Genomic DNA, 11,662 nt, shown 5'->3' on the forward strand with positions numbered 1-11,662 from the left:
AATGGAGCGGGTGAAGAGAATCGAACTCTCATCATCAGCTTGGAAGGCTGAGGTTTTACCACTAAACTACACCCGCATTTAATTTTAAAATATTTTCAGAAAGAATGGTCGGGAAGACAGGATTCGAACCTGCGACCCCTTGGTCCCAAACCAAGTGCTCTACCAAGCTGAGCTACTTCCCGTAAAATATGGTGCGCCCGGCGGGAGTCGAACCTACAACCTTCTGATTCGTAGTCAGATGCTCTATCCAATTGAGCTACGGGCGCTAATTTCTATGATGTTATTGGTGCGGCCGAGAGGAGTCGAACCTCCACGGGGTTTCCCCCACTAGGCCCTCAACCTAGCGCGTCTGCCATTCCGCCACGACCGCGAAAGCGACTTTGTAAGTTTAACACCTTTTCAACTTGATGTCAAGAAGAAAATATCAGTGCGGGTGAAGGGACTTGAACCCCCACGCCTTGCGGCGCCAGATCCTAAGTCTGGTGCGTCTGCCAATTCCGCCACACCCGCGAAAATAAATGGTGAGCCATGAAGGATTCGAACCTTCGACCCTCTGATTAAAAGTCAGATGCTCTACCAACTGAGCTAATGGCTCTAAATAAAATGGCTGGGCTAGAAGGGATCGAACCTTCGCATGACGGAATCAAAATCCGTTGCCTTACCGCTTGGCTATAGCCCAATAATCAAATACTAATTAACAGCCAGGATAACATTATATCACGATAATATTATTTTAGCAAGTGTTTTTTAAAAAATGGCGGTCCCGACGGGAATCGAACCCGCGATCTCCTGCGTGACAGGCAGGCATGTTAACCGCTACACCACGGGACCAGTATTTTGATTATGTATAAGAAAGTGACCCATACGGGATTCGAACCCGTGTTACCGCCGTGAAAGGGCGGTGTCTTAACCGCTTGACCAATGGGCCTTGATAAAATATGTAACTGGCGGAGAAGGAGGGATTTGAACCCTCGCGCCGCTTACGCGACCTACACCCTTAGCAGGGGCGCCTCTTCAGCCTCTTGAGTACTTCCCCAAAAAAATGGCTCCGCAGGTAGGACTCGAACCTACGACCGTTCGGTTAACAGCCGAATGCTCTACCACTGAGCTACTGCGGAATAATGAAAATTGGGTTCCTTTTTCACGCTCAAGGACCTTAGTGTTTGTCGTTAAGAACAAGTTGTTATCTTGTCGACTCTTATGATTATAAAGAGGTTGCAACTTAAAGTCAAGGGTTCTTTTATGTTTTTTTATATTTTTGTTTTTTACTCCTTAAACCCTTGGTAAATCAATGTTCCACGACATTTACCACAAACGAAACGGGTAGTGTCGATTCGCTTTTTTCTTATATACACCTGCTGACAGTCTTCACATTTATATTGAATAGTATTCATCTTTTTCTTTAATTGGTTAGATGGCAGCGGCTCGCAAAATCTCGGTGCCCCCACTTTTTTGAGTAATTGCTTAAAGTCCGCATCACGATGCTGGTACCCCTTTTTTTCGATGTGCAGATGATAATGGCACAATTCATGCTTAATGATTCCAATCATTTCTTCCACACCGCGTTCATCAAGATACTTCTTATTGATTTCTATATTGTGTGAACGGAGCAAGTATCGGCCTCCCGTTGTTCGGAGACGTGGATTAAAACTGGCTTGGTGTCTAAAGGCCTTTTCAAAGTCTTTCAACGATATTTCTTCCACTAGTTTTTGCAATTGCCGATTATCCATTTCCCCCTCCCTTTCCTTGGTAACATGACAACCTATTATAACATAGACTAATAATACAATAGGAAACTAAGGGAGGAAAAGCTATGCCTAATTGGTTCCAGAATCAAATCCGCAAAGCCTTTTATGAAAAGGATTATTATCAAGTGAAGATGTTGAATCAATGTTGGTTTTTTTATCAAAAAAAAGAAAGCCTCCGTTTATAAATTCAACTTTGCTCCATATAAAAAAACCCCTTCTACTATAGAAGGAGCTTACCGTAGGCTATTTTTGATCCTTTGGCTCGAGCATCGTTAAAGATACCCTTTGTTTTTTGGAGTCAACCAGTTCGACCCAAACCGTCACAACATCCCCAACGGTCACTACATCCAATGGATGCTTTACAAACCGGTTGCTCAGTTTAGAAATATGAACCAGTCCATCCTGTTTAACACCAATGTCCACAAACGCACCGAAATCCACAACATTCCTCACTGTACCTTGTAATTCCATCCCAGTTTGCAGATCCTCCATTTTTAGTACATCCTGCTTAAGCAGTGGTTTTGATAATTCATCCCGAGGATCTCTTCCCGGTTTCATCAAATCATCTATGATATCTTTAATCGTAATTTCCCCAATTTCCAATTCCTCGGCCAAATCAGCCGGATTTAGTTTGCCTAATTCTTCATTCAGGGCATCACTGCCTAAATCATCGGATGTGAATCCCATTTTCTTTAATAATTTATTCACAGCACTGTAGTTCTCAGGATGTATCGCCGTTTGATCTAAAGGCTCATCTCCATTAATGATACGTAAGAACCCTATACATTGTTCATATGTTTTGGCACCAAGCCGGGGAATCTTCTTTAATTCCTTCCTGCTTGAAAACTTCCCTTCCCCTTCCCTTTTCTTCACAATATTTTGAGCAACCGATTTTGATAAACCAGCTACATATTGCAAAAGTGACGAAGAAGCGGTATTGACATTCACTCCCACCTGGTTAACAGCTGTTTCTACTACAAAGGTGAGGGATTCTGTTAACTTTTTCTGGGACACATCATGTTGATACTGACCCACCCCCACGGATTGCGGATCGATTTTAACAAGTTCAGCAAGGGGATCCTGAAGCCTTCTGCCTATCGAAACGGCGCTTCTCTGTTCTACTTGAAGATCTGGAAACTCTTCACGGGCAATATCCGAGGCTGAATACACGCTGGCTCCCGCTTCATTAACAATTATATATGAAATATTCCCTTTCACTTCTTTTAAAATATCTGCGATGAATTGCTCTGATTCACGTGATGCCGTACCATTGCCGATTGCCACGATTTCAACCGAGAAACGCTGAAGTATTTCAATCGTTTTTTCACGGGCAGCATTAAGCTTCGCAGCAGGAGGATGCGGGTAGATCACACTGATATCGAGAACCTTTCCGGTTTCATCAATGACGGCCAACTTACAGCCAGTCCGATATGCCGGATCAAGGGCAAGGACCACTTTCCCTTTAAGCGGGGGCTGCAAGAGCAGGTTCCGCAGGTTTTCAGAGAAAATATGGATAGCTTGATCCTCAGCTTTTTCCGTCAGCTCTTTTCTGATTTCCCGTTCTACAGAAGGCAGGATCAATCGCTTGAGTCCATCCTCAATCGCAGATTTAAGAACAACTTGGGCTTCAGATTTGTTATTTTTAATGATTTTCCGCTCAAGATGACCAATGATGATTTCAGTCCGGGGCTGAATGGAGATTCGCAGAACTTCTTCCTTTTCACCTCTATTCAGCGCCAACACCCGATGCGGTACAATCCTTTGAACCGGCTCCTCGTATTCATAGTACATTTCGAAGATTTTTTTCTCGTCCTTCTCTTCATTTTTCACAGTTGAAACCATTTTTCCGGCTTTGAAAATTTCAGCCCTTATCCACTTCCTTAATTCTGCATCATCGGATATATGTTCAGCTATGATATCCTGCGCTCCAGCAATAGCCTCTTCAATAGAAGAAACTTCTTTTTCTGCCGATATGAATTCTGCAGCTTTTTCGCTAACACTGGCATGCATTGGACATTCCAGAAGCCAATTGGCCAGTGGTTCAAGACCCTTTTCTTTAGCAACTGTCGCTTTCGTTCTCCTTTTTTGTTTGAATGGCCTGTATAAATCCTCGACTTCCTGCAGTTTTGTTGCCTTCTCGATTTGTATCGTTAATTCTTCGGTCAATTTTCCCTGTTCACCAATTGAACGCGTAACTTCCGCTTTCCTCTGGCCAAGGTTTTCAAGATAGTTCCACCTTTCCATGATGGAACGAATCTGAACTTCATCAAGCGAACCCGTCATTTCTTTCCTATACCGAGCGATAAAAGGGACAGTGTTCCCTTCTTGCAGCATCTGTATGACGTTTTGGACTTGATTATTTTTCAAAGTTAGCTCATTGGATATTTGTTTAATCAGTTCTTTCAATTTATCTTCTACAACGATCATTATGTTTACCTCCAACCTTTTGATCTAATAAGTATAGTCTAGCAAATGAGTGATGAAGTTGCGAATTCAATACAAAAAAGCTCACTTCCGAATTATGGCGAAAGTAAGCTTCCTAAAATGAAAGTTGTATCATCTGCAGTTAATGGACTGCTTTTTAATATGCACTGTGCGTTCTTATCGATAGGGACCAGCCTTTTTAAAAAAGATTTAGCTCCCTTAAGTTCTAAACCATCGGAATGAAGGATGAATTTTGCATTTGGTTCATATTTGTAGCTCTGCGTCCTGTATGTTTGTTTCCTTCCGGATAAATACCCTGTAACAGGTAAAGGGTAAACGAGTTTATCGTCGCTTGGATTATACAGAAAAAAGCGGATGTTACCCACTGAACTGTATACAAATTCATTCTTGTCATAAAAAATCTTCAAAATCGAAACGGCTGCCCCCCGCTTATCGACTAAAACCTGGTTACATACTGCCATTAATGATTCTACATCCAACTCATGATTACGTTTAACTTCCTCGATGACGGCATGGGAGGAATCATAAGCATTTTTGCCGCTGCCTAGACCATCTGCCAGGACACACACAAAGTATTCTTTCGTATGAAGAAAGAAGTAATCATCACCACAATAAACCATCCCGTTTTTAGACGATTGAGAGACAAGGACTTCTATTTTTTCTTCCCTCAGAATATCTTTGATCACTGAATTAACTCCGAGTTTTCAGCATTAATGGCTTCTTGAAGCTTCTTGATCGCGCGGCGTTGGAGCCTCGAAACATGCATTTGGGAAATCCCCAATTTATCGCCAGCTTCTTTCTGGCTTAAATTCTCTAAATAAGTATGTTGAATGATCATCTTTTCACGGTCACTCAGAACATGCAGCACCTTTTCAAGCACAAGCCGCTGATTGACCTTTTCAAAACCTTCATCGACATTCCCGAATATATCAAGCAATGTGACAGTACCGCCATCAGAATCCGCCTCAATAGAATGATCTACAGATAAAGCTTGATAGCTTTTTCCCATTTCCATCGCTTCTAAAACTTCTTCTTCAGTCACGCCAATACTATCGGCTATTTCATCTATTCTTGGTGAACGATGCAGAGTTGTCGTCAATTCCTCGACAGTCACCCTGATTTTCGGACCAAGCTCCTTAATTCTCCTTGGCACATGGACACTCCATGTTTTGTCACGAAGGAACCTTTTGATTTCGCCGATTATAGTAGGGACGGCAAATGCCTCAAAGCTCTTACCGAAAGATTCATCATATCGTCGAATGGCACCTAATAAACCAATCATGCCGACTTGGGAGATATCCTCCTGAAATGATTTTCCTTTCGCATACTTGCGGGAGATTGTTTCAACTAAACTTTTATAATGGATGACTAGATTACTCTGTGCTTCTTCATCTTGATTCTGCTGGTAAGCTCTAATCCATTCATTTACCTGTTCTCTTTGTGCCTGATTAGGTTGAGACTGTTTTTGCATCCATCTCCACCTGCTCTCCTTCTAAAAACTTAGTCATAAATACTGTAACCCCATCATGCTGATGAATTTTAACATCATCCATCAGAGTTTCAATAAGGTAAAGACCCAAGCCTCCTTCTCTCAAAAGTTCGACTTTTTGTCCATTTTCGTATGGACCGAGTCCTTGACGAACTTCTTCGAAATTACAGCTCTTGCCACTATCAGAAACCATGACCTCCAGACGGTCAGGATAAAGGCCGAAACTTACTTTCACTTCACCCTTTTCAGAATCCTTATATGCATGCTGTACCGCATTTGTACAAGCCTCACTGGTAGCTATTTTCAAATCCTCAATTTCATCATACGCAAATCCCATCCGGCTTCCTATCCCAGAAAGCGTTAAACGAATGACACCGATGAATTCTGGTTTTGCAGGTATTTTCATTTCGATGTAATCATATACTTGACTCATTCTAACCCACCCTCTGTACCACTTTTTATATCAATGATATCTGCAAGACCCGTTATATCAAATAAACGTCGTAACCTTTCTGATAAGCCAACTAATGTGAATTCGCCATTATGTGCCCTTACGCTTTTGAAGGCACCGACAAATACCCCAAGTCCCGTACTATCCATATAAGAGACTTCAGTTAAATCAATCGTAATCGAAACATTATCCTGCTCTGAAATCGGAAATAGTGATTCCCTTAATTTCGGTGCAGTATAGGCATCGATTTCACCTTTTAGTTTTACAACAAATTCAGTATTTAATTCATTAACATCTACAGTTATATTCATCCTTGACCCACCTCTTCAAATCCTCTTCATTCCTATATCTATACCCAGCAGAAACAATACTAAACATTTGATTTTAAAATTATTAATGTAAAATCATCCCTCAGTTGGAAGTTCTGCATTTTCTCTAATTGTTTAAATATATTATTCACCATTTCCTGGGCTTGCAAATGCATATTCTTTTTAATGAAACCGATAAGTGTTTCCCTTTCTATGAACCCATCATACGTCCGGCATTCCGTTACCCCATCGGATAATAGAATGATCATGTCTCCACGATTCACCGTTTTTTCATATTGGCGATACCTTGTTTTTTTATCAACTCCAAGCAACAAGCCCTTTGCATCCAAATCACTAAAAGTACCTGTTGCGGCATCATAGTAAAAGCCAGGTTCATGTCCGGCTGAAGCATAGGAAAATTGCCTGTCATGCGGATCATATAAACCATAGAACATGGTTATGAACATGCTTGGATCCACATTATGCTCCACAACACGGTTCAAACTCTCAAGCACACTATTCGGTTCATGACGATGCTCGGGAAGACTGTCCATCGCATATTTGATCATCGACATGCACAATGCAGCAGGAATCCCTTTTCCTATGACATCAGCTATCCCTACTCCTATACGATCATTTTCATCTTGGACGAAGTGATAGTAATCTCCGTTCATCTGTCTCGCCGGAACACTGATCGCTCCAATTTCAAGTGCTTTGATATCAGGAATTTTCGTTTCCAAAAGAGTATGTTGAACGTTTGCCGCAATCTCGATTTCCGTTTTCAGTTCCTGCTGTTGATGTCTAAGGCTTTGATGTTCACGGTATGCAATACCGTAGCCCATCATGACTTCCAGCAGAAAATCGAAAGAATCCAACACTTTTCCCGGTAATTCCGGGTAAAGTTCCATTAAGTTATTTTTATGCATACTGATGATTTCTTCTGGAGATATATTGTATTTGATATGTAGGCGGCTAATCTTTTGTCCTTGGTAGAGTGCCTGCTCATTTTGGTCTTTAAGATAAGTAGAAAGCGCCTCATGATACTTTTTCTCCATGTTCTCCCTAATATCCATATTTCCCCCCTAACGGAGCCATTTCGTAGCGATGATCTTAGTCCCTTCACCTGGTATCGAATCAATATCAAAGTCATCCATTAAACGTTTGGCTCCAGGAAGACCTGCGCCCAGTCCCCCTGAGGTGGTATATCCATCTTCCATGACTCTGCGGATATCCTCAATTCCCGGACCCTGGTCCTCTGCAATGATTTTCAATCCTGACTTCCCATTTATATTTAGCTTTTCTATGCTAACACTGCCTTGTCCAGCATATAGGTATATGTTTCGGGCCAATTCGCTAATGGCTGTTGTGATCCTGGCCTGGTCTACAGTACCGAACCCCAACTCTTTAGCGACATTTCTTCCGAGCTGCCTTGCAGCTACGATGTCCCATTCATTTATGATTTTTACGCAGGATTGGAACTCCATTCTTTAATCCCCCAATTCCTGTTGTAATTTCTCCAGGCCTTTCTCTAAGTCTAATGCTGTCAGAACATCATCGAGACTAATTCCCAGTTCAATTAATGTTATTGCAACAGCAGGCTGGATTCCCGTAATTACAACTTTGGCCCCCATAAGCTTAGACATGCTAAAGACATCGCCCAATACCTTTGCGATAAAAGAATCAATAAAATCTATTGAGGTAATATCTATAACAACGCCATTCGCGCTTGTTTCATGAATCTTATGCAGTAAATCCTCTTGAAATTGAAGGGCTGTCATATCATCCAATTCCCACTGTATAGAGACTAACAAGCAGTCATAAAGCTTCAATATCGGAATCCTCATACTTATCCCTCCACCTTTACGATCTTACGGCTCGTTAATTCCAACGCAACTTCTATCCCTTTTTTCAATGTATTTTTTGTAATCACTTCATTTAAATTAATTCCAAGATTAACGATTGTTTGAGCAATTTCAGGGCGGATGCCGCAGAGTATACATTTTGCGCCCACTAATCGGACTGCTTCCGCCGCTTGAATGATATGATGGGCAACCATGGTATCCACGACCGGCACGCCCGTTATATCAATGAGAACAACTTCAGATCTATGCTTTACAACGCCGGTCAACAGGTTTTCCATTATCTGTTTGGCACGTTCCGTATCAATCGTACCAATCAGCGGCATTACCGTTATTCCTTCCAATACAGGAATGAGCGGAGCCGAAAGTTCTTGCAACGCTATTTTTTGCATGGAAACAGTTCTTTCCCAAGTTTGAGTATATATATTGACTATTTCATTATTTATCGGTGTGGCCCATTTATCCAAATGGTTAACAAGATTGACTTGATTTCCAGGAGTAACAAGACCCTTTTCCACCATACCATTTATGACAATTAACGTGAATTTATGAAGTCCTTCATTGACGAAAGTGAGAGGCCATCCCAATTGGACGACTTTCTCGGCAAAATCTGAAAGCTTCAATGTGAATTCCTTGTTTTTACTATCAACGTTCGTAATGATCATATCTATAAATTCACTGCTAGTTTGCGTGAACATTCGATCTGAAACGACTTTAATTAATCTTTCGTCCGTACTTTCCTTCATGATGCCCATCCACTCAGTAAGGATGTAATCTTGATTTTGCTTAATAAAATCGTAAACCAATTGATTCATAATATCCTCCCATTCTAACACAATTGCCTTGTTTCCCTGTCCACGTCACAAGGATGTTAACTAACTGTAATGTTATTTCCATTTGGATTTCCTTTGAATTTCCCCACTAACTTTTGCTTTTTTTTTAGTTATTTACAAAATAACTATATACCCGAAATTCAGGTAAGAAAAACATCAATTAATGAAAAGTTAGGGAGATACTATAAAAAACAATGACGTTCCATTCAATTTCTAACTATATAATGTTTTTATTCGTCAAATTTTTCATATTTCCTGCTGTATAGTTTTTGGATATGTTAATGTTATTTGACAAAAAAAAACACGATCCCCACAGTTGCAGGGATCGTGCCATCTAAATAACATCAAGAATGATTTGTATTATAATAACGCCCGGTTTAACGGGAAAAATTTTCTTTAAAACTCAATGAGGCCTAAACTAATTTGCAAAGCTTCATTGACTTTTTGCATCATCGGTTCGTCAAGATGCGTAATTTTATCAGTTAAACGCTGCTTATCAATTGTCCGGATCTGTTCTAATAAAATGACGGAATCCCGCTCGAATCCGTACTTTTTTGCATTAATCTCAACATGTGTAGGCAATTTCGCTTTTTGAATTTGAGCTGTAATGGCTGCCACGATCACAGTCGGACTAAAGCGATTACCAATATCGTTTTGTAAAATTAGTACCGGACGGGTCCCCCCCTGCTCTGAACCAACTACCGGGGAAAGGTCTGCGAAGTATACGTCACCACGCTTAACAACAATCAATGGCTCAGCCTCCGCTAACTAATCGTTCAACGCAATGACCAGCCTCGAATTCAGCCTGGAAGGCTTCAGAAGCAATCGTTAAGTTAATGGCCGCCATTTCAATATAACCGCGTTTCATCGATTCGCGAAACTCTTTCTTTTTACGTTCGCGAAGATACATTTTTGTGGCACGATAAATAAATTCACTGCGATTTACATTTTCCTCACTCGCATACCCATCTAACTCTGTTAAAAAATTTTGAGGTAATCGAATTAATATCTCTCTTGTTGCGCTGGATTCAGACACAAACATACACCTCCACCATCACTACACACCTTTATTGTATATATCCTTTTCAATATTACCATTAAAATGCCTATCTGCAAAGAGTATATTCTATTCTCAATCCTATTATCAGCATAATAAAGGAAATCTTATTCACAATCTTAGGATTTTTTTACAATCCGGTCATTCCAAGATGAAGTTGCGTACATGATTCACCTGATTGTCTTTTATATACACACGGGGCACTCTTGGTCCAATCATACATGTTATCTCATAGTTGATCGTTTCCAGTTTTGCCGCTATCTCATCGACAGTAATCGATTCATCCCCATCATTCCCCATCAGTGTGACCTCTGTTCCTACAGGGTATGGCCCAGGCAGCTTGATCATGCATTGATCCATGCAAATCCTCCCGACTATGGGTACTCTTTTTCCATCCACAAGAACTTCCTGACCTTGCAGCTTACGGATCCAGCCGTCAGCATAACCGATTGGCAAAGTCCCGATCCACTCATCACCTTCAGCCGTATATGTCGCTCCATAACTAACGCTTTCACCCTTAGCAAGCTGTTTAACCGCAACCATCTTCGTTCTCAATGATATAGCCTGTTTTAATGGGTATGGCAATATCGGCTTCATCTCCACGGAAGGACTCAATCCATACATGGAAATCCCCATTCTTATTGCATTCCATTCAGGATCGGTGAATCTTAAAGAAGCTGCACTATTGGCTGCATGAATATATTCAGGCTTTCCAGTCATTACGGAAAGCATCCCTTTAAATGTAGCAAGCTGCTTTTCATAATAGTCGGTCTTCATTTCATCCGCCGTCGCGAAATGAGTGAATATCCCTTGGAAATTGAAACAAGCTTCACGCTCAAGCAAATTTTCCACTTTCATGAGTTGACCTTTATCACGAATGCCGATTCTACCCATGCCGCTATCCACTTTTACATGGATTTGCAAAACTTGTCCCGGTTTCAACAAATCCTTTGCCTTTTCCAACCATGCTACATCGAAAACCGTCACGGAAATCCCATACTCGGCAGCAAGAGCTGCGCTTTCAGGCCTTGATGCCCCAAGTACAAGGATCGGAGCCAATATTCCCTTTTTTCGTAAGGCAAGAGCCTCATCCAAAAAAGCGACACTTAAAAAATCCGCCCCCGCTTCAAGCGCCGTTTTGGCCACTTCATAGTCCCCATGGCCATATGCATTCGCTTTAACGACAGCGAAAAGACTAACGCCATTTCCGAGTCTTTGTTTCATTGAAGAGATATTTTCAAAAATTTTATCCAAATTTACTTCTGCCCACGTATCTCGATGAAATATTTTCGTTTCCAAGACCATTTCCTTCTTTCCTACACTCACAATAAGATTCTTCCCAGTAGCGAAGTTTTCGTTTCATTATAGGAACATTCTATAACCAACCGCCAGAAAGATAAAGTGCTTTTTCACCTTGATTCTAATTTCCCAGCTGCGAGCCTAAATCAGTTGGAAGGATTAAAAATGTCAAC

The 11,662-nt window shown here is 41.1% G+C and carries 14 protein-coding genes and 11 tRNA genes; 1 reads left to right on the forward strand and 24 read right to left on the reverse strand.

What is annotated here, in order from left to right; translation table 11 throughout:
- Positions 1–2: 2 nt before the first annotated feature.
- The 12 genes from ACSR9O_RS25970 to ACSR9O_RS26025 all read right to left on the reverse strand — a co-directional run bounded on the left by ACSR9O_RS25970 (position 3) and on the right by ACSR9O_RS26025 (position 1,730).
- Positions 3–76: transfer RNA gene (locus ACSR9O_RS25970), tRNA-Gly, on the reverse strand.
- Between the two features lie 29 nt (positions 77–105).
- Positions 106–182: transfer RNA gene (locus tag ACSR9O_RS25975), tRNA-Pro, on the reverse strand.
- Between the two features lie 7 nt (positions 183–189).
- Positions 190–266: transfer RNA gene (locus ACSR9O_RS25980), tRNA-Arg, on the reverse strand.
- Between the two features lie 18 nt (positions 267–284).
- Positions 285–370 (reverse strand) — tRNA-Leu (locus ACSR9O_RS25985).
- A 58-nt stretch (positions 371–428) separates the two neighbouring features.
- Positions 429–510, reverse strand: a tRNA-Leu gene (locus tag ACSR9O_RS25990).
- A gap of 9 nt (positions 511–519) precedes the next feature.
- Positions 520–595, reverse strand: a tRNA-Lys gene (locus tag ACSR9O_RS25995).
- Between the two features lie 9 nt (positions 596–604).
- Positions 605–679 (reverse strand) — tRNA-Gln (locus tag ACSR9O_RS26000).
- A 76-nt stretch (positions 680–755) separates the two neighbouring features.
- Positions 756–831: transfer RNA gene (locus ACSR9O_RS26005), tRNA-Asp, on the reverse strand.
- 25 nt (positions 832–856) lie between these two features.
- Positions 857–928: transfer RNA gene (locus ACSR9O_RS26010), tRNA-Glu, on the reverse strand.
- 17 nt (positions 929–945) lie between these two features.
- A tRNA-Ser gene (locus tag ACSR9O_RS26015) sits at positions 946–1,036 on the reverse strand.
- A gap of 7 nt (positions 1,037–1,043) precedes the next feature.
- Positions 1,044–1,118: transfer RNA gene (locus ACSR9O_RS26020), tRNA-Asn, on the reverse strand.
- Positions 1,119–1,265: 147 nt separating this feature from the next.
- A complete protein-coding gene (locus ACSR9O_RS26025) occupies positions 1,266–1,730 on the reverse strand; it encodes a SprT family protein (RefSeq protein WP_101225978.1) in 465 nt (154 codons plus the stop codon).
- 83 nt (positions 1,731–1,813) lie between these two features.
- On the opposite strand from ACSR9O_RS26025, the gene cmpA reads away from it, so the two are divergent.
- A complete protein-coding gene (gene cmpA, locus ACSR9O_RS26030; protein ID WP_089364909.1) occupies positions 1,814–1,933 on the forward strand; it encodes a cortex morphogenetic protein CmpA in 120 nt (39 codons plus the stop codon).
- Positions 1,934–1,991: 58 nt separating this feature from the next.
- Here cmpA and ACSR9O_RS26035 read toward each other — a convergent pair whose 3' ends face one another.
- From ACSR9O_RS26035 to alr, 12 genes are all read right to left on the reverse strand, one after another.
- The gene (locus ACSR9O_RS26035; RefSeq protein WP_491725330.1) at positions 1,992–4,175 is read right to left on the reverse strand and encodes a Tex family protein; all 2,184 of its coding nucleotides are present in this window, start codon (positions 4,173–4,175) and stop codon (positions 1,992–1,994) included.
- Positions 4,176–4,267: 92 nt separating this feature from the next.
- A complete protein-coding gene (locus ACSR9O_RS26040; protein WP_230178895.1) occupies positions 4,268–4,879 on the reverse strand; it encodes a PP2C family serine/threonine-protein phosphatase in 612 nt (203 codons plus the stop codon).
- Positions 4,876–5,664, reverse strand: coding sequence for an RNA polymerase sigma factor SigB (gene sigB / locus ACSR9O_RS26045; RefSeq protein WP_034306363.1), 789 nt, complete (start codon positions 5,662–5,664; stop codon positions 4,876–4,878). Before sigB ends, ACSR9O_RS26040 begins: the two co-directional genes overlap by 4 nt.
- Positions 5,642–6,115 (reverse strand): anti-sigma B factor RsbW, encoded by a 474-nt coding sequence (rsbW, locus tag ACSR9O_RS26050; RefSeq protein WP_034306366.1) that lies wholly within the window; start codon positions 6,113–6,115, stop codon positions 5,642–5,644. The genes sigB and rsbW overlap by 23 nt, the downstream gene beginning before the upstream one ends.
- The gene (locus ACSR9O_RS26055) at positions 6,112–6,444 is read right to left on the reverse strand and encodes an anti-sigma factor antagonist (RefSeq protein WP_101225981.1); all 333 of its coding nucleotides are present in this window, start codon (positions 6,442–6,444) and stop codon (positions 6,112–6,114) included. The genes rsbW and ACSR9O_RS26055 overlap by 4 nt, the downstream gene beginning before the upstream one ends.
- A 59-nt stretch (positions 6,445–6,503) precedes the next feature.
- On the reverse strand, positions 6,504–7,514 hold the full coding sequence (locus tag ACSR9O_RS26060) for a PP2C family protein-serine/threonine phosphatase (RefSeq protein ID WP_101225982.1): 1,011 nt from the start codon (positions 7,512–7,514) through the stop codon (positions 6,504–6,506).
- A gap of 9 nt (positions 7,515–7,523) precedes the next feature.
- Positions 7,524–7,925 (reverse strand): anti-sigma regulatory factor, encoded by a 402-nt coding sequence (locus ACSR9O_RS26065; protein WP_101225983.1) that lies wholly within the window; start codon positions 7,923–7,925, stop codon positions 7,524–7,526.
- Between the two features lie 3 nt (positions 7,926–7,928).
- Positions 7,929–8,285, reverse strand: a complete 357-nt coding sequence (locus tag ACSR9O_RS26070) for an STAS domain-containing protein (RefSeq protein ID WP_034306376.1) — start codon at positions 8,283–8,285, stop codon at positions 7,929–7,931.
- 2 nt (positions 8,286–8,287) lie between these two features.
- On the reverse strand, positions 8,288–9,115 hold the full coding sequence (locus ACSR9O_RS26075; protein WP_101225984.1) for an RsbT co-antagonist protein RsbRA: 828 nt from the start codon (positions 9,113–9,115) through the stop codon (positions 8,288–8,290).
- A gap of 414 nt (positions 9,116–9,529) precedes the next feature.
- Entirely contained in the window at positions 9,530–9,880 is a 351-nt protein-coding gene (locus ACSR9O_RS26080; RefSeq protein WP_034306610.1) for a type II toxin-antitoxin system PemK/MazF family toxin, read from the reverse strand.
- A 7-nt stretch (positions 9,881–9,887) separates the two neighbouring features.
- Positions 9,888–10,169, reverse strand: coding sequence for a CopG family ribbon-helix-helix protein (locus ACSR9O_RS26085; protein WP_034306380.1), 282 nt, complete (start codon positions 10,167–10,169; stop codon positions 9,888–9,890).
- Positions 10,170–10,331: 162 nt separating this feature from the next.
- Positions 10,332–11,495: an alanine racemase gene (alr, locus tag ACSR9O_RS26090; protein ID WP_101226001.1), complete on the reverse strand. Its 1,164-nt coding sequence runs from the start codon at positions 11,493–11,495 to the stop codon at positions 10,332–10,334.
- Positions 11,496–11,662: the final 167 nt, after the last annotated feature.

It is taken from the genome of Peribacillus sp. B65, from assembly GCF_058513295.1.

What these genes read in the sequence shown, in the direction of transcription:
- ACSR9O_RS26025 (WP_101225978.1), bottom strand. Translation starts at nt 1,730, where the DNA reads ATGGATAATCGGCAATTGCAAAAACTAGTGGAAGAAATATCGTTGAAA.
- cmpA (WP_089364909.1), top strand. Translation starts at nt 1,814, where the DNA reads ATGCCTAATTGGTTCCAGAATCAAATCCGCAAAGCCTTTTATGAAAAG.
- ACSR9O_RS26035 (WP_491725330.1), bottom strand. Translation starts at nt 4,175, where the DNA reads ATGATCGTTGTAGAAGATAAATTGAAAGAACTGATTAAACAAATATCC.
- sigB (WP_034306363.1), bottom strand. Translation starts at nt 5,664, where the DNA reads ATGCAAAAACAGTCTCAACCTAATCAGGCACAAAGAGAACAGGTAAAT.
- rsbW (WP_034306366.1), bottom strand. Translation starts at nt 6,115, where the DNA reads ATGAGTCAAGTATATGATTACATCGAAATGAAAATACCTGCAAAACCA.
- ACSR9O_RS26055 (WP_101225981.1), bottom strand. Translation starts at nt 6,444, where the DNA reads ATGAATATAACTGTAGATGTTAATGAATTAAATACTGAATTTGTTGTA.
- ACSR9O_RS26060 (WP_101225982.1), bottom strand. Translation starts at nt 7,514, where the DNA reads ATGGATATTAGGGAGAACATGGAGAAAAAGTATCATGAGGCGCTTTCT.
- ACSR9O_RS26065 (WP_101225983.1), bottom strand. Translation starts at nt 7,925, where the DNA reads ATGGAGTTCCAATCCTGCGTAAAAATCATAAATGAATGGGACATCGTA.
- ACSR9O_RS26070 (WP_034306376.1), bottom strand. Translation starts at nt 8,285, where the DNA reads ATGAGGATTCCGATATTGAAGCTTTATGACTGCTTGTTAGTCTCTATA.
- ACSR9O_RS26075 (WP_101225984.1), bottom strand. Translation starts at nt 9,115, where the DNA reads ATGAATCAATTGGTTTACGATTTTATTAAGCAAAATCAAGATTACATC.
- alr (WP_101226001.1), bottom strand. Translation starts at nt 11,495, where the DNA reads ATGGTCTTGGAAACGAAAATATTTCATCGAGATACGTGGGCAGAAGTA.